Raw genomic sequence first — 15605 nt, forward strand, 5'->3', positions numbered from 1 at the left:
TGAGACATCTATTTCATTTCCACGGACCCGCCGGACAGGAGATCTTCCGGACCCCTTGTCGGCTTCCGGGCCCCTTATGGGCTTCCGGAACTCACCCCACGTCGAGGCGCAGCAGATCCTCCTCCGTCTCACGCCGGACGATGACCCGGGCCTCGCCGTCCTTCACCGCGACGACGGGCGGCCGGAGAGCGTGGTTGTAGTTGCTGGCCATGGACCGGCAGTACGCACCGGTGGCGGGTACGGCGATCAGGTCGCCCGGCGCCAGGTCCCCCGGCAGGAACGCGTCCTTGACCACGATGTCCCCGCTCTCGCAGTGCTTGCCGACGACCCGCGTGAGCATCGGCTCGGCGCTGGAGGTCCGGGACACGAGGGCGACGCTGTACTCGGCGTCGTACAGGGCGGTCCGGATGTTGTCGGACATGCCGCCGTCGACGGAGACGTACGTCCGCAGCCCCTCCAGCGGCTTGACCGTGCCGACCTCGTACAGCGTGAAGGCGGTGGGCCCGACGATGGCGCGGCCGGGCTCGACGGAGATCCGGGGGGTCCGCAGCCCGGCGCCCTCGCACTCGCGGGTGACGATCTCGGTCAGCGCCTTGGCGATCTCGTGCGGCTCACGCGGGTCGTCGTCACTGGTGTAGGCGATCCCGAGGCCGCCGCCGAGGTCGATCTCGGGCAGCTCGACCCCGTGCTCGTCCCTGATGTCCTTCAGCAGCCGCACCACCCGGTGCGCGGCGACCTCGAACCCGGACATGTCGAAGATCTGCGAGCCGATGTGGCTGTGGATCCCGATGAGCTCCAGCCCGTCGAGCTGCAGCGCCCGCCGTACGGCCTCGGCGGCCTGGCCGCCCGCCAGCGGAATCCCGAACTTCTGGTCCTCGTGGGCGGTGGCGATGAACTCGTGCGTGTGCGCCTCGACGCCCACCGTGATCCGGATCTGGACCTTCTGCCGCTGCCCCAGCGACTGGGCGATGTGCGCGACCCGCACGATCTCCTGGAACGAGTCGAGTACGATCCGCCCGACCCCGGCCTCTACGGCCCGCCGGATCTCGTCGCCGGACTTGTTGTTCCCGTGGAAGGCGATGCGCTCGGCGGGCATCCCGGCGGACAGCGCGGTCGCCAGCTCGCCACCCGAGCACACGTCCAGATTCAGCCCCTCCTCCGCGAGCCACCGTACGACGGCGCGCGAGAGGAAGGCCTTGCCGGCGTAGAACACGTCGGCGTCGGCCCCGAAGGCGGTACGCCAGGCCCGCGCCCGGGCCCGGAAGTCGGCCTCGTCGAGGATGTAGGCGGGAGTACCGAACTCCTCGGCCAGCCGGGTCGCGCTGACGCCTCCGACAGTCAGCACCCCACCCTCGTCCCGCCCCACGGTCTGGGCCCACACCTTGTGGTCGAGGACGTTGAGGTCGGCGGGCGGGGCGGAGTAGTGCCCCTCGGGCAGGACATCGGCGTGGCGGGGCCCGGCGGGGTGGGCGGAACGGCTCATGACGTGACTCTCAGACTCTCTGTCTCTCTCCGCGGCGGCCCGGGGCCGCCTCAGAGGTGTTCGGGTGCGTCGATGCCGAGCAGGGACAGGCCACCGGCCAGCACCGTCCCGGCGGCTTCGGCGAGGGCGAGCCGGGCACGGTGGGCGGCCGAGGGTTTCTCCTCGCCACTCGGCAGCACGGTCGGTACGAACGGCAGCACGGCATCGGCGACGGTGACGAGATGCCGGGCGACCCGGTCCGGGGCGCGATGGGTGGCGGCCGCGGCGAGGATGCGGGGGTGGGCGGCGAGGGCGGCGACGAGGGGGCGTACGAGGGCGACGTCACCGGTGCCGGTGGGGTTGGCGTCGGTGTCGGCGAGCGGGCCGGCGTCGGCGTCGAACCCCAGGCGGGCGGCGTTGCGGCTGACGGACCTGACGCGGGCGTGGGCGTACCGCACCCGGAACAGCGGATTGCTCTCGCGCTGCACGAGGTGGTCGGCGGTGATCCGGGGCCGGTCGTGCGCGGCCGGGTACAGCAGGGCCCACTGCGCGGCGTCGGCCCCGAGCGGGGCGGGGTCCTCGGCCGCCGGAACGGGCCGCAGATTGACGGGCTCCCCGTGCTCGACCTCGGCCCGCCCGCCCTGGGTGGCCACGATCCGCGCCACCGCGTCGGCGACGACCTCGGCACGGACGTCGTACGGCACACGCAGCACGACGACTTGCCCGGCGAGCTCCTCACCGCACCCGTAGCCGGCGCCGAGCTCGCGAATCTCACGGACGACCCCCGGCGCGGGATCGGCGCTCCGACTGAGGCTGATGTTGAGGAACCCGGGTCCGGTGATGACGACGTCCCGGATCCCGTCCACCTCGACAAGCCGCGCACGCAGCACCTCGGCGACCTCAAGAGGCTTCCGTCCGGCGGCACCGGCGATCCGCAGCGCGACGTTGGTGGCGTAGTCCCCGCACCCACCGGGCCCGGGCTCCCCCACCACGACCCGCTCCGGCACAGTCACCTTCAGCTCCCCCGCGTCCACAGCACGACGCACCGCGTGCAACACGGTGCGGGAGAGCTCGACGGGGGTCACGGGACAAGCGTAGGGGAGGAGGGGGGTGGGTATGCGAACCGGTTTCGGGTGGTGGGACGGCGGGGCCGAGGGAGCTACACAACAGGAGGGGAGGAGCTAGGCAACAGAACCGGCGGACACGGACTAGGCAACAGGCCCGGAAACGGGCCCGGAAACGGGCCCGGAAACGGGCCCGGAAACCTCCCCGATCACTTCCCCGTCCTCACCACCGTCTTCTCCCTCACCCTCATCACCCTGCCCACCATCACGAGGCCGAGACCCCTCACAGGCCCCTCCCCCTCCCCGCCCCCGTCCCCCACTGCCACGCTCAAGCAGCTGCTTCACGAGGCGGACGAGCTCGGCCGGCTCGAAGGGCTTGGCCAGAAAGGCGTCGACACCGACGCCGATCCCGGCCTCGACCTCGTACTGCGTGCAGGCGCTGATGATGGCGAGGGGAAGATGACGGGTCCGGGGATCCTCACGCAGCCGCTCCGCGGTACGCAGCCCGTCCAGTCGCGGCATGACGACATCAAGAGTGACGACGTCGGGGCGCACCTCGTGCACCACATCCAGACACTCGGCACCATCGGCCGCGGTCACGACCTCAAGCCCCTCAAGCTCAAGGTTGACCCTGATCAGCTGCCGGATGACCTTGTTGTCGTCCACAACAAGCACCCGGCCCGACGCCCCTGGCACAACTCGAGACTAGGTCCGGACCGGCCACCGCGTCCGGGTTTTCCCCACTTCCACCCCGTCCGGGGGACCCACCCCGCCTGCCCGTGGAAACCCGTTCCTGATCACCCCGCGGAACCTGCTAGGGTTCTACCCGTCGCCACCGAGCACCAGCTCAAAGCCTGACACGCCCCCGTAGCTCAGGGGATAGAGCAACGGCCTCCGGAGCCGTGTGCGCAGGTTCGAATCCTGCCGGGGGCACTCGCCAGTCAGCCAGCAAGAATCATGCTCTGACCAGTGCGGATGCCGACATGAGAGAGCGGGAGTCAGTCTCACTGACTCCCGCTCTTTCTCGTTGTCTCTCACCGTTCGCGCACCATCTGCGATACACGCGACACAGCTCCGATACACCCACGCGCTCCTCACGCGGAGGGCACCCCTGACGACGTCAGGGACTGTACGGAAGGATGTCGACATGCCCACAGCAAAGAGCTTCACAGCGTGGTTGAAGACCCAAACCGATCGGGAGAGTGGCATCGGCGACCTCGCCCGCGACGTCTCCAATGATCCCGACTGGCCTTCACGGAAGGGGCAGTCGGGGCAGCGGGCCTACCTCGAAGAGCGAGGCGCCATCCCAGCCGCCATCGAGATGTTCGAAGACGCATGGGTTCGATACGAGGCGTACCGGGCGCAGTCAGGCGACGCCTGATCCGGTAGCGAGTGGCCAAAAGGGTTTTGGCCACTCGCTACACGCGGCGTACTTGCCACCGCTGGTTCTACAGGAGCGTCACCATCTCCCGGAGGACGGCGTTGAGGCGGATGGGGGTCGGAATGTCATCCATGGTGATGACGGGCACGCTCAGGCCGATGGGCCGGTGCATCACGTCGTCCCCGATGGTCTTGTAGTTCGCGAGGAACTGGGCGTGCGCCTTGTCGGTCTGCTTCATCTTGAACGTGTGCTGGGACGCGACTTGCTTGAAGTCCGGCTGCCCGAATACCGGCGGAATGTGGTCCATGACGGCCCGAATCATCGCAGCGCAGACATACGGGTTACCCGCCTTATAGGCGTCATTAAGGCCCTGACACAGGGCGATGAGCTTGTGCACCTTCCACTTGGTGCCCGCGGCCGCCTGTTCCAGGTCGTCGAGGAGGGCGAGGTCGACGTACGGCCCGCGCCCGAGAGCAGCGGCCGGCGGCGCCACCGCGATGGCGGGAGTGCCGTACTGGCCTGCCGTCGTGAAGACGATCTCGCAGGTCTTTTCGACGTACTCCTCCACGGTGCTCACCCCGCGGTACTGCAACACGCTCCGGGTGACCTCCCTCTCCCAGGAACCGTCGCCAAGGCCAGCACCGCTGCCGCTCAGGAGCGGCTCGACGTTGATCAGGTCGGGCAGCACCTTGACGAACCACGGCTTGAGGTGGGGAAGTGCGTCTGCCAGCTCACCGGAACGCAGCATGACAGTGGGCACCGTCTCGAAGTGCATCGGTCGGCTGGTGTACAGGTCGATCATGTGGCGGAGGGCCTGCACGAACGGCTCCCCGGCTGCCATCCGCACCTCGTTGAGCTTGATCGAGGCGGCCATAGTCAGCCGGACCCTGTCGTTCGCGCTGATGGGGGCACGCATGGGGGTGGTGAAGCCGTACCCGGCGGCGTACGGCGCGTCGAGCCCCACGCGCGGCAGCGAGTGGAAGATAGCATCGGCGTCCTGCCCGCGCATGTCGAAGTGGTGCTGGATGTTGGCCCACAGCGGCCACTCGCCTCGGTTGAGCCACGGGTGGGCAATGGCGGTGAGAAGACTCCGCTGGTCCAGCGTGAGCTCCACCTTGAAGAGCGTGTCCAAGGAAACCTCTTGGTGCGAAGCGAGGGAGACGGGCGACCATGGATGCGTCCGCGTCCGACAGAGCGTCAGGCCGTTCATCGTACCGAGCCCCGCCCCCCACTCGCCTCGCATAATTTGCGCCTTCATCTCATCCGGAAGATGCGATGACGCCGACGGCTATACCGTGTCTCCGTCCTCCTCCAACGCTTTTGTGATCTTCGCGTTGGCGGCTTCCTCGTGACCGTCGATGCAGCCGTGATAGCGACGGTGGATCACCTCCGGCGAGTTGCCAACCCTCCGGGCAACCTCAGCGATCGGGACTCCCGCATTCAGCCACCGTGTGATGCAGGCGTGCCGCAGGTCGTACGGGCGTCCGGCCAACGGAGAAGCGACGCGCTCAGGCGGGAGCGCATACCCCCGCGCTTCCTCCCACACCCGCCAGTAGGTGGAAGAGCCGACCACTCCCCCGCGCTCGTTGCCGAACACACGCCCTTCCTTGGCCGTGCCGAATGTGTCCAGGTGCGTCCGCAGGATCGCAACCAGGACGGGCGGGATGGGCACCGGTCGGTCACTCTTAGCCTCTCGCGCCTTCAGCCCTCGCCGGTCGTGACGCTCGCCGGAATCGGTCCACTGCTTCCCGGAGACGGGGCGCGTCTCCCGGAGCGTCAGCGTGCCCCATCCCGCATCTGGGAGATCGCAGTCAGACAGTCTCAACCCGACCGCCTCAGCCGGACGCAAGCCCGCGTAGTACAGGACCGCGTAGAAGGCCGTCAGACGCCTGCCACGGCACCGATCCCACGATCCGACGTAGGAGACCCCCGCGAGCAACTGACGGGCCTGTACGGCGTTCACGAGAACGCGCCGGTCCACCACGTCGTTGGAACCGACGTGCTTCCGGCGGGCGCGCTGAAGCGGGTTCTCCGGGAGTTCCCCCGCTACCACCGCGTGTTCGAGGGCGGTGTTCAGGGCCCGGCGGCGACGCCTGTACGTGTCGCCCGCCGCCGGGGTGCCGTCCAGCTTGTACCCGATGCGGTACAGCACGTCTTCGAACACTTCGGCACCGGTCACATCGAGGACCGGCCGATCCGCCGTCGTGAGCCAGTCGTACGCGGCCTTGAGTTCGGCCGGTGGATCCTCACCCGCGTTCGCGGGCACGATCCCCCACCGGAACGCCAACCGCAGTTGCTCATCCGGGGGAACACCGTCCCCCCGCTGGACCATGGCGAGACTCACGGCGGCAAGACCGTCCGCCATGCCCTCACGGGTCTTGGCCGCGCTCGTACGCCACCGCCCGGCGACGTACTTGCGGCAGAACTCGAACCACCTCACCGGCTCCTCAGCCGCCGTTTCGGCCGCTTCCGCCGCCGCGCGGACTTCGGACTCAGGCTGTCCGCTTGCAATCTTGAAAGCCTCGCCGCGCCGCATGGCCTGCCGCAGTTCCGAACGTCGGCTCTCGGCAAGTGCCGACGTGGCGAACGTTGCGCTGCTCACCTTCCCGCCTACGACCCATCGGAGTTGGTACGGACGCGCCTTGCGGTTGACCTTCGTGACCTTCCACAGTCGGATGTCGAGGGAATACCCCGGCCGCGCCTCCCCGTGCGGACGGCGGACCGGCGTGTCGTCAGTCGTGCTCACGCAGCGTCCTCCCGCTCCGCAAGCCAACGGTCATACTCCGACCGCCGGATCCGCACGTCGCCGTTCGGGAGCTTGATCGAGCGGGGCCCCTTCCCGAGTTGACGCCACCGGTAGAAGGTCGACGGAGCTACCTTCAGGTCGGCGATGACCTCTTTGACGGTCATCTTCTCGTCCTGCGTACGGGCGCTCATTCCCTCTCCCCCTCGGCTTCGTCCGCACCGGACAGGCCGGACAGTTCCAATTCCGGCTGTCCGGGGTGTTGGTGCTGGTCAGATGGCGTAACCGGACAGCCGGACAGCGCGGACACCTCTGGCATGCCCTCTGTCCGGGTGTCGGTGTCCGGGTAGTACCGGCCGCCGGGGTCCTTGGTGAGCTGTCCGGCGTCGGCCATGCGGTTGCAGGTGCGCCGGATCGTGTCCAGGTCGACGTTCGGCAGCTCGCCCGCCATGTCCTTCGGCTTGGCGCCGGGGTGAGCGCGGACGTAACGCAAGATCGTGGCGCGGGTGTCGCCGACGGTGTGGTCGGACACCGGACCGTCCAACAAGTGCCAGGCCCCGGAGGCGGGTTGGAAGCTGAGGGCGTACTCGGCTTCGTCCACGTCGCGGCCGGTGACGTGCAGGATGCCATCTGCCTGTCCTCGCGCCCGCTTCAGTACGAGGGTGGCGTCAGCGGCTCCGGCGATGCCGTTGGTGCCGGAGACCTCGGTTAGGAAGTCCTCGGAGCCTGCCTTGCGAACGTGGTGGACGAGGATGACAGCCACGCCGTAGTGGTCGGCGAGCCGCTTGGCGTAACCAACGGCCACATAGTCCGAGTCGTAAGCCGAGACGCCGGCCGGAGCCTGGCCTCGCATCTTGGCAAACACGTCGATGACGACCATGCGCGCATCGGGGTTGCGCTCCAGCCACTGGGCAATGGCCTCGATGCCGCCCTGAGGGAAGGGCGGACACTCGGTGACCAGGGTCAGACCGGCGGGCGCTGGCTGGCCCCCGAGTAGCTTGCCCATGCGAGTCTGGAGACGGCGCGGGGTGTCTTCCAGGGCGAGGTAGAGCACCGGTCCGCCCTGGACGGGGACGGAGTCGAACGCGCTGCCTCCGGCCGCGACCGAAAGACCCAGTCCGAGGGAGAGCCAGGACTTGCCGACCTTGGGCGGTCCGGCGAGCACGCTGACGCCCTCAGCGAGGATGCCGGGTACGGCCCATTTCGGCTCGGGGAAGTGAGCGGCCATGAGCTGATCGGCCGTCCATGCGGTCCGTGGGCGCTCCCGCTTCGGCAGCGCCGCGGGTGCCGGTTCGGAGTCGCTAGGCACCGAGTACAGGTGCAGCGGTGGGATGGGGTTGGCGCTCATGCCGCGACCCTCCGGGGGCGCCGGGCTCCGGCCCTCAGGCCGGAAGCGATGGTGCGCCGTGCCTCGCGCTCGCCCTGCCCGACTTGGAGCGCGGCGGTGACGAGCCAGCCGGTGACGTCGGCCTCGCTCAGCTCACCCCCAGAGACGAGCTGTCCCAGAGCAACGGCGGCGATGTAGAGCGCGTTGTTGTGCTCGTGCGGGCCGGAGCCCGTGACTCGCTGCACTTCCCCGTTGATCGCGGAGCGGAGGAAGGCGGTGCGCCGTCCGTGGCCGGAGAGGGCGACCGTCATGGGCCGCTGCGGGGGCAACGGGGCCGGGCGCAGGAGTTCGGCGAGCCAGCCCGGCAGAGGCGCCACGGGGCCGTGGTTGGAAACCGCGTACGGGTGTCCGTCGTAGGTGCTGCCGGCGCCGACCACGAGTCCGCCCCACGCGCGGGTGTCGACCTTCCACCCCAGCCCACGAGCGCTGTCCCCGGCGGTGTTACGCAGGGGCTCGCCCTCCGGCGCGAGGAAGTACAGGTGGGTGCCGCCGCTCCATGTCCCGACCGTGTAGGTGTCGGCGGGAAAGGGCTGGCCGTGGCGCTCGCAGAGCACGGCCAGCACGTCGGCGCCGTCGGTGACGCCGTGCTCGGCCCAAGCGGCCGGCGGGGTGTCGCCGGGGTGCTTGGGCTTGTCCAGGTCGATCACGATCAGGCCGGACGGGCCGGTAGCGATGCCGACGTTGAAGGCGCCCACGGACCAGGCGCGGGTAATGCGGTCCGGATCGGCGGTGGCGCGGGTCTCCCACTCGGAGACGGCCGGGCGCTTGTCACTGGGGATGAGAGGGAAGACGCGCCAGTCACGCGACGCTGCGTCAAGCGCTGCGGTGAGCTGGGCAGAGCCGTCCTGGTGCGGCATGCTGGGGGTTCTCCTGTTCTGTCTACGGATGGGCAGGGAGAACCGCGGCGGCGGGCGACCTTGCTGGGGAGTCCCGCCGCCGCGGCGTTGCTACTGGTTCTTGGCCCAGCGGGCGTACTGCTGGCGGACGTAGTGGCGCGGGTCACCGATGGTGGCCGTGTCGTCCAGCTCCATCAGCCGCTGCGCGGCCCGGGTGGCGAGGTCGACCGCATCGCTGGCGTCACTGTCCGCTTCGTTGCTCAGCGCGATCCGGTCCAACAGCGCGGCCTTGCGGAGCCAGAACTCCCGGTCCTGCCCGTCGTAGGACGGCCTGTCGGCCGCGGTCCGGGCGGTCCATCCGATCTCGCTGATGATGCTCGGGGCGAGCGCGTACGCCTCATCCGGTGTGGGCCAGGGCCCCGGCTCGGGCCGGTGATGGGCGGTGACATACAGCCGAGTGCGCTTGCCGTCCCGGGTGGGGTACTGGCGTGCCGAGCTGGTGTCGAACGCGACGGCCAGGGCGTGGCTGACGCGGTCCCTGTCGGCCGGGTCGCAGATGACGCGGATCTCGAACATGGCTCAGTGCTCCTTGCTGATGTGGGCGGAAGGGAGTTCGGGCAGTCCGGCGGCTTCCAGGGCCTTGTAGTCGAAGCCGGGCAGGGCGGCGCGGGTGATGAGGGCGTGGGCGAGCTGTTCGGCGTAGGCGGCGCCAGTGCGGGCCGCCTCGATCTGGGCTCCGGCGCGCAAGGCCTCGACGCGCTCGATGTGGGCGTGTTCCTCGCGGCGTGCGCCGGTCTGTCGCTCGTAGGCGATCCGATCGCGGCAGTCGGTGCGCCAGTACCGTGCGGCGAGCCCGTAGGCGATGGCGGTGGCGAGCACCCAGAGGAGCAAGGGCAGGGACAGCCCGTCGGTGTATCCGGCGATCCCGGCGAGGGCGAGCCCGCCAGAGGCGGCGAACGCGGTTCCGGCGATCACGGAATCTCCGGCCCTGCCGACGCTCGCGCACACGCCGGCCGCCGCGGCGGCGAGGGACAACGCAGTCATGAGCACGGCGTTGCCGACGGAGTGTGCAGCACCGTTGGCGTTCCAGATGCGGGCAAGGATCAGTACGGTGGACGTGGCCAGCGCGGGCGCCGCCTTGGGCGCGATGATGGCGAGCCAGTGCCGGGCGATGATCTGTTCGTTCATGGCCGGACTCCTCACAGGTGCGGGATGGCGTCGATGACAGCGGCGGCGAGCTGGTTGATGGGGCCGGCGGCTCCGGTGGAGGCGAGGAAGAAGCCAAACCCGGCGGCGGTGAACGCGGCACCGTAGCTGACGGAGTTGGAGCGGAGCAGGAAGAACAGGACGAGTCCGAACAGGGCCACGAGCGAGACGGTGACGGCCACGGGGCGGAACTCCCTTCGGGTGTGTGGTGAGGGTCAGCGGGTGCCTTCGCGGTAGATCCGCTGTGCGCGATTGAAGAGCCAGCGCCCGGCGCGTATGCGCTTACCGGTGGCCTTGCAGCGACGGCAGCTCTTGCCGCGCTTGGGCCGTCCCTTGCGGTCGGTGTCCATGGCGAAGCCGAAGCCGTTGCACTTGCGGCAGGTGCCGAATGGGCTGCCAGCACATACAGCGCTGTAACCAAGCGTGACGATGAACAGGCAGGCGACAGCAAGCACGATGGGGGTCATGAGGAGCCCTTCCAGGCGGTTTCCGGGGTTTCCGCAGGTGGGGTGCTATGCACTAGATCGCAGATCAGGTGCTATGCGGGGTGCTAGCGAGGGTGCTACCGGTAGCAGGGCGGCGTGCTACCAGTAGCACCTTCCAGGGCTAGGCGGCGCCCCGCTTTTCATCACGCTCCGCAATCGACCTGGTGAGGTCGGCGCGGGCGATGCCTCGGCGGGTGGTGCGGGTTCCGTCGTCGGTGGTCCCGGCCACGTCGCGCGTCTTGATGCCGTGGGGCTTGAGCGCGCTGGTGACGTTCTCGCCCTTCCAGCCGCCATAGACCTCTGGCCGCAGTTCGGCGAGCCTGGCGGCGATCCGCTCGTTCCACACACGCTCCTCGGTCGGCGGCACGATGGCGGCGACGTCGGCGAGCAGGTCGTAGGACGGGGCCGACGTGCTCTCGGCTTCCTCGCCAAGCGCGTGCCCGGACAGCGTGCCCTCTGCCTTGCGCGTCGCGTGCGCGCGCTGAGCGATGGCGTGGGTGGCGTTGTCGTCCAGGTAGGCGGTGCGGACCACGACCGGCAGCGCGGTGGCCCCGGCGAGGTAGCCGTTACCGGCATCGATCTCCGGGCGGAACGAGGTGGCGCGCACGCCGTTCTTGTACGCGGACGTGCCGAGGATCATGTCGTTCTCGACCTGGCCAGCGACCTTGAGGGCGAAGCGGATGGACACGTTGCCGCTGATCCCGGTGGGCAGCGAGTCCTTGTCCGGGCGCTGGGTGGCCAGGACTAGGATCACACCGAGAGCGCGCCCCAGCTTGATGATGAACTCGGCGTCCTCGCCTGCCTGTTTGCCGTACTTGGGGTGGCCGAACAGGTTCTGGCACTCATCGAACACACCCACCAGCGGCCACAGCTTGAGCGAGCGCTTGTCGGCAATCTGCCGGGTGATGCGCTTGTCCGGGCACAGGTCCCGCGGCAGCTTCTTGATCGCCGCTGCGCGACGCATGACCTCCTCGCGCAGCAGCTTCAGGGAGTCGGCCGCGTACTTGATCGAGTCGTCGTCGATGCCGGAGACGAACCGGTGCGAGACGCATTCCAGGGAGTCCAGGTCGCCGGTGCCCTTGTTCTCGTGGAGCCACAATTCCACGGACGGATCCAGGGCGGCGCCGCAGGCCAGCACACGCACCGAGGCGGTCTTGCCCTGGCCGGGCAGCGAGCCGATAAGGATGTTGTGCTGGATCATCGGCACGGACTGGGCCCGGCCGCGCGGGTCGATACCGAACGGGTTCCGCTTGAAGATGTCGTGCTTGCGGGCGGTGGCGAGCGGCCACTTGACGATGCCGGTCTTGGACAGGTCCCGGTCCCCTACCCAGAGGATGAGCCGCCCCTCGTGCTCGCTGGGGTCGGCGTCCGGCCACACGCAGCCGAGGGGGCGGCGCAGGCCGGAGGCGAGTCGGGCGCGCCGGTCGGCCACGTCCGCGACCGTGACGCCCAACGGCAGGTCGATGTCCGCGCGCCAGCCGGGCCCCTCGCGGGTGATCGGGGCGACGAACTTGATGCCGTCCTGGCCCTTGGCCACGGCGGAGGCGATCTGACCGATGCCGATGGACGCCATGGCCTTTACGACGATGTCGCTGGTCAGCTTCTGTACCTCGGTCTTGATGACCGCGCGGGTGGCCAGCGGCGCATCCGCCGGCGCACCCAGCCAGCCCAGTGTCAGCACGGTGACCATTGCGGCGACGGCCTGTGTGAGCGGCGCCGCGCCGAACACCAGGAACAGACCCATGACCAGGGCGGCCACGGTTCCGACGATGCTGACGATCATCCGCAGCCGTACCCGCCGGTCACGCTGCCGCGAGAGCTTCAGGTACAGCTCAGAGTTCTCCCGGCGCGCCTCGGCCTGCCGCAGCGGCTCGCCCTCCGCGTCGACCGCCCACCGGCTCACGCGAGACAGGGTGTTGGCCAGGCCGCGCGGCGAGCGCCAGACGAGCTTGGGCACGTACAGGAACGGCACGCGGACCGCGTGGAAGGCGATGGTGTGCCAGACGTGCCCGGCCAGCCATCGCATCGCGTCGGTGAACTCGGGACGCGACTTCACCCACGCCGGGAGAACATCCAGCCGCTTGGAGTCGCGGATGCGGTCGATCAGACCGGGACCCGACTGAGTCGGCGTCGGACGGTCGACCAGACTCGGGCCAGAGTCGTCCGACTCCCCGTCGCCGGGGTCGGCCGACTCGGTCGGCGCCGGGGCACCCGACCGATCGGGCCCGGAGTCGGGCGACGCGTCGGGCGCACGGTCGGCCGACTCGGTACGGGCCGACCGGGCCTTGCCCAGGTCGACCACGTCGCCCGCCGGGTCACTGGCCATCTCAGCTTCCAGCCGGTTGAAGAGTTCGTTGTCGTCGTCGGGGTGTTTCACTGAGGGTTCCTTCTCTCGGGAGGGATGGCGGGGCCCGGCCGCTGCTTTGGTCGGTTGAGACCGGGCCCCGTACGGATCAAGCGGCGCGCTGTTCCTCGGGGTAGGCGCAGAGGATGCACACCCCAAGCGAGGTCGGGATGCAGTAGCTGTAGGTGATCCGGCACTGCGGGCAGGTGCGACGGGCGAGCATCGCCAGGGCGAGCGCACCCCACTTGCGCGAAGTCATCGGCCGTACCGGCTTCGCGCGGTCGACGCGGTAGAGGTGGGCGACCTGGACACCTGCCTTGCGGCCCCGGTGGCTGCGCATCACCTGCGCGGCGACAGGCTGTCCGCCGGGCCGCAGCCCGATCGCACGCAACTGACGCCGGGTGGCGTAGCCGTCCGGGGCGAACCGCCACGGGTACGTGGGAATGCCGAACCGGGCGCCGGACGGGTCGAAGCACTTGCCGTAGGCAGACATCAGGCCACCACCTCTACGACCGGAGCATCGGTCCTGGCGCCGGAGCGGCCGGCACGCCGCCCGGTAACCGTGGCGAGCAGCCGCCCCAGCCCCGCCCGTCGGGTGCCAGCGCTTGACTGCTTGGCCGCGTACATCGCCTCATCCGCCCTCCTCAGCAGGGCGGACAGGTCGTCGCCGGGGAAGTCCGCGGCGCGCACCCACCCCAGCGAGACGGTGGTGTGTACGGCCGGGTCCTGGCCGTCGACCGGACGGGCGAGCACGCCGTGCAGGACGGCGAGCATGTCGGCGGCGGTGCCGTGGTCGTCGATCAGAACGGCGGCAAACTCGTCGCCCCCGAGCCGCCCGGCGACACCAGAGCGTCCAACGTGGTGGGCGAGCCGGTCCGCGGTCGCTTTCAACAGCGAGTCTCCGGCCGTGTGGCCGAACGTGTCATTGATCCGCTTGAAGCGGTCGACGTCGGCCAGCACCACGACCGCACGGGAGTCCCGCAGCACAGCGGCAGCGCGACGGGTGAACGCGTCGCGCGTCCGCAGGCCGGTCAGCGGGTCACGACGGGCGACGTTCAGACGCCGTCGCAGCCACAACGTGTGTGCCGTCCAACCGGAGGCGACAGGAGCCGCTGCGGCCAGCATGGTCAACATCGTGTTCATGCCGCCGCCCCCTCGGTTCCCTCGTGGTCACCGTCGATGGACTGCAGGCGGTGCCCCTCCGCTCGCTCGTTCAGCAAGAGGTCCCGCAACACGCGCGAGTTGGCAGCCGAACAGTGCAATGTGGTCCGGATGGCCTCTGCGTTGATCGCGTCATCGGCCCAGTCGGCCGTAGCCTCGCGCCCCTCGGCGAGTAGCTCCGCAGGAGTACGCGGCGCCTTGGCCGCCTTGGCCTTGCCCTTGGTGCTGGCCGCACGCTTCCGCGGCGCCTTGGGCGCTTCCGGCTTCGGCTTCGCCGATTCCTGGGGAAGCACGGGCGGGAGGTCCTCGCTCGCCGGGGCCAGCTCGCCCAACTTCAGCAGCACGCGTTCCGGGCGCGGGGTCTTCGACCGCCACCGCCGGCCGTGCCGCTCGCGCAGTGCCGCGCGGGCCAGTTGCCGTTCACGCTCGCGCTTTAGCGCGTCGGAGTAGGAGGTGATCTCCCACAGCGTCATCCGCCGCCACAGGGCGAACGTCGACACCGGGGCAAGCATCCAGCGGGAGAACCGCACCTTCTCCATCCGCCTGCCGGTCGCGGCGCCGATCCGTACGGCGTAGACGTGGGCGCCGATCTCGGAGAACACCACCCACAGCAGCGGCATCGTGCCGTGCGCGATCTTGGCCCACAGCGAGTGCCCGGCCGCGACGTTCAGCCCGCATGTGACCAGCGTCAGAGCCCACGGCACGAAGCGCACCCACGCCAACGCCATGTCCATCCGGATCAACAGCAGGTTGGCCACGGTGAACACAGGAATGGCCACGTCGATACCGACCGGCAGCATCCACGGCTCGCCGAAGCCCCACCGGGCAGCAGCAGAGGAGACCGCGTCGAACGAGGCGATCAGTCCCAGGGCGCCGACCCCGGCCGCAGTCAGCGCGCCCAGTCCGGCAAGGCCCATCTCCGGCTTCGTCAGCGGTGGCACCGCCGGCCGCATCGTCTCGGTTGCGGTCGTCATGCCGCCGCTCCCTTCCGGGCAGACCGGCGGCACCGGGCGGGGCGCGCCAGCGGGAGGACGTTGAACAGCTCCGGGGCGTGCGCCTCGATCACCTCGGCGGCGATGCGGGCCAAGTCATCCGGCAGACGGCTGTACTCGGAGTCGGCGAGGATGTCGCGCCCCGCGTCCAGGCGGGCCGCGCGCTCCATCTCGCTCTCGCCCTCCACCCCAAGCCACAGCTCAACCGGGGTGCCAAGGGCCAGCTCCACGAAGTCTTCAGCAGACACGGCCTGCTGATGACCGACGTACGTACGCATGGGTGCTCTCCTGAGTCGAAGGAACAGGGAGAACCGCGGCGGCGGGCGACCTTGCTGGGGAGTCCCGCCGCCGGGCAGTCGTTGTGCATGTCGGGGCAGCCGTGACCGCCCCACCAGGCATGCGATACATGCTTGAGCATGTCCCTCACAGTGGCGTGCCCGATTACGGCTGTCAAGCCCTTCGCTGCGTTCGGGTGAGCCCCTGTGACGTGACATCAGGTTGCCCCTCAGGGGCAGGACGAAGTGACCACGCTGCTGGACGACTT

Annotated in this window: 18 protein-coding genes and 1 tRNA gene; 2 read left to right on the plus strand and 17 right to left on the minus strand. The window is 69.6% G+C overall.

Annotated features, from left to right (window positions below; translation table 11 throughout):
- Positions 1-91 precede the first annotated feature (91 nt).
- The 3 genes from lysA to DBP14_RS09375 all read right to left on the minus strand — a co-directional run bounded on the left by lysA (position 92) and on the right by DBP14_RS09375 (position 3222).
- Positions 92-1483, minus strand: coding sequence for a diaminopimelate decarboxylase (gene lysA / locus DBP14_RS09365; RefSeq protein ID WP_129306562.1), 1392 nt, complete (start codon positions 1481-1483; stop codon positions 92-94).
- A gap of 50 nt (positions 1484-1533) precedes the next feature.
- A complete protein-coding gene (nrtL, locus tag DBP14_RS09370) occupies positions 1534-2547 on the minus strand; it encodes an ArgS-related anticodon-binding protein NrtL (RefSeq protein ID WP_129306563.1) in 1014 nt (337 codons plus the stop codon).
- Between the two features lie 123 nt (positions 2548-2670).
- Complete coding sequence (locus tag DBP14_RS09375) at positions 2671-3222, minus strand: response regulator (protein ID WP_129306564.1); 552 nt, start codon at positions 3220-3222, stop codon at positions 2671-2673.
- Between the two features lie 165 nt (positions 3223-3387).
- On the opposite strand from DBP14_RS09375, the gene DBP14_RS09380 reads away from it, so the two are divergent.
- Both DBP14_RS09380 and DBP14_RS09385 read left to right on the plus strand, forming a co-directional pair.
- Positions 3388-3459, plus strand: a tRNA-Arg gene (locus DBP14_RS09380).
- A gap of 214 nt (positions 3460-3673) precedes the next feature.
- Entirely contained in the window at positions 3674-3907 is a 234-nt protein-coding gene (locus DBP14_RS09385) for a YozE family protein (RefSeq protein WP_129306565.1), read from the plus strand.
- A 67-nt stretch (positions 3908-3974) separates the two neighbouring features.
- Here DBP14_RS09385 and DBP14_RS09390 read toward each other — a convergent pair whose 3' ends face one another.
- The 14 genes from DBP14_RS09390 to DBP14_RS09455 form a co-directional block, all read right to left on the minus strand.
- Positions 3975-5039 (minus strand): hypothetical protein, encoded by a 1065-nt coding sequence (locus tag DBP14_RS09390; protein WP_129306566.1) that lies wholly within the window; start codon positions 5037-5039, stop codon positions 3975-3977.
- A 156-nt stretch (positions 5040-5195) separates the two neighbouring features.
- Positions 5196-6653: a tyrosine-type recombinase/integrase gene (locus DBP14_RS09395; protein ID WP_206739235.1), complete on the minus strand. Its 1458-nt coding sequence runs from the start codon at positions 6651-6653 to the stop codon at positions 5196-5198.
- Positions 6650-6844 (minus strand): helix-turn-helix domain-containing protein, encoded by a 195-nt coding sequence (locus DBP14_RS09400; protein WP_129306567.1) that lies wholly within the window; start codon positions 6842-6844, stop codon positions 6650-6652. Before DBP14_RS09400 ends, DBP14_RS09395 begins: the two co-directional genes overlap by 4 nt.
- Entirely contained in the window at positions 6841-7998 is a 1158-nt protein-coding gene (locus DBP14_RS09405; protein ID WP_129306568.1) for an AAA family ATPase, read from the minus strand. Before DBP14_RS09405 ends, DBP14_RS09400 begins: the two co-directional genes overlap by 4 nt.
- Positions 7995-8894 (minus strand): bifunctional DNA primase/polymerase, encoded by a 900-nt coding sequence (locus DBP14_RS09410; RefSeq protein WP_129306569.1) that lies wholly within the window; start codon positions 8892-8894, stop codon positions 7995-7997. The genes DBP14_RS09405 and DBP14_RS09410 overlap by 4 nt, the downstream gene beginning before the upstream one ends.
- A 90-nt stretch (positions 8895-8984) precedes the next feature.
- Positions 8985-9449: a hypothetical protein gene (locus tag DBP14_RS09415; RefSeq protein WP_129306570.1), complete on the minus strand. Its 465-nt coding sequence runs from the start codon at positions 9447-9449 to the stop codon at positions 8985-8987.
- 3 nt (positions 9450-9452) lie between these two features.
- Positions 9453-10061: a hypothetical protein gene (locus DBP14_RS09420; protein ID WP_129306571.1), complete on the minus strand. Its 609-nt coding sequence runs from the start codon at positions 10059-10061 to the stop codon at positions 9453-9455.
- Between the two features lie 11 nt (positions 10062-10072).
- Positions 10073-10261, minus strand: a complete 189-nt coding sequence (locus DBP14_RS09425; protein ID WP_129306572.1) for a hypothetical protein — start codon at positions 10259-10261, stop codon at positions 10073-10075.
- Between the two features lie 33 nt (positions 10262-10294).
- Positions 10295-10546, minus strand: coding sequence for a hypothetical protein (locus DBP14_RS09430; RefSeq protein ID WP_129306573.1), 252 nt, complete (start codon positions 10544-10546; stop codon positions 10295-10297).
- Positions 10547-10685: 139 nt separating this feature from the next.
- Positions 10686-12941 (minus strand): cell division protein FtsK, encoded by a 2256-nt coding sequence (locus DBP14_RS09435; RefSeq protein WP_206739236.1) that lies wholly within the window; start codon positions 12939-12941, stop codon positions 10686-10688.
- 76 nt (positions 12942-13017) lie between these two features.
- Positions 13018-13401, minus strand: coding sequence for an RRQRL motif-containing zinc-binding protein (locus DBP14_RS09440; RefSeq protein ID WP_129306574.1), 384 nt, complete (start codon positions 13399-13401; stop codon positions 13018-13020).
- Positions 13401-14051, minus strand: coding sequence for a GGDEF domain-containing protein (locus DBP14_RS09445; RefSeq protein ID WP_129306575.1), 651 nt, complete (start codon positions 14049-14051; stop codon positions 13401-13403). The genes DBP14_RS09440 and DBP14_RS09445 overlap by 1 nt, the downstream gene beginning before the upstream one ends.
- On the minus strand, positions 14048-15043 hold the full coding sequence (locus tag DBP14_RS09450) for a DUF2637 domain-containing protein (RefSeq protein ID WP_241740851.1): 996 nt from the start codon (positions 15041-15043) through the stop codon (positions 14048-14050). Before DBP14_RS09450 ends, DBP14_RS09445 begins: the two co-directional genes overlap by 4 nt.
- On the minus strand, positions 15040-15339 hold the full coding sequence (locus tag DBP14_RS09455; protein ID WP_129306576.1) for a hypothetical protein: 300 nt from the start codon (positions 15337-15339) through the stop codon (positions 15040-15042). The genes DBP14_RS09450 and DBP14_RS09455 overlap by 4 nt, the downstream gene beginning before the upstream one ends.
- Positions 15340-15605: the final 266 nt, after the last annotated feature.

This window comes from Streptomyces sp. L2 (assembly GCF_004124325.1).
Taxonomy (GTDB): domain Bacteria; phylum Actinomycetota; class Actinomycetes; order Streptomycetales; family Streptomycetaceae; genus Streptomyces.

Coding starts and splice junctions, on each gene's coding strand:
- lysA (WP_129306562.1), bottom strand. CDS start 1,483: ATGAGCCGTTCCGCCCACCCCGCCGGGCCCCGCCACGCCGATGTCCTG.
- DBP14_RS09385 (WP_129306565.1), top strand. CDS start 3,674: ATGCCCACAGCAAAGAGCTTCACAGCGTGGTTGAAGACCCAAACCGAT.
- DBP14_RS09400 (WP_129306567.1), bottom strand. CDS start 6,844: ATGAGCGCCCGTACGCAGGACGAGAAGATGACCGTCAAAGAGGTCATC.
- DBP14_RS09405 (WP_129306568.1), bottom strand. CDS start 7,998: ATGAGCGCCAACCCCATCCCACCGCTGCACCTGTACTCGGTGCCTAGC.
- DBP14_RS09410 (WP_129306569.1), bottom strand. CDS start 8,894: ATGCCGCACCAGGACGGCTCTGCCCAGCTCACCGCAGCGCTTGACGCA.
- DBP14_RS09415 (WP_129306570.1), bottom strand. CDS start 9,449: ATGTTCGAGATCCGCGTCATCTGCGACCCGGCCGACAGGGACCGCGTC.
- DBP14_RS09420 (WP_129306571.1), bottom strand. CDS start 10,061: ATGAACGAACAGATCATCGCCCGGCACTGGCTCGCCATCATCGCGCCC.
- DBP14_RS09430 (WP_129306573.1), bottom strand. CDS start 10,546: ATGACCCCCATCGTGCTTGCTGTCGCCTGCCTGTTCATCGTCACGCTT.
- DBP14_RS09440 (WP_129306574.1), bottom strand. CDS start 13,401: ATGTCTGCCTACGGCAAGTGCTTCGACCCGTCCGGCGCCCGGTTCGGC.
- DBP14_RS09445 (WP_129306575.1), bottom strand. CDS start 14,051: ATGAACACGATGTTGACCATGCTGGCCGCAGCGGCTCCTGTCGCCTCC.
- DBP14_RS09450 (WP_241740851.1), bottom strand. CDS start 15,043: ATGACGACCGCAACCGAGACGATGCGGCCGGCGGTGCCACCGCTGACG.
- DBP14_RS09455 (WP_129306576.1), bottom strand. CDS start 15,339: ATGCGTACGTACGTCGGTCATCAGCAGGCCGTGTCTGCTGAAGACTTC.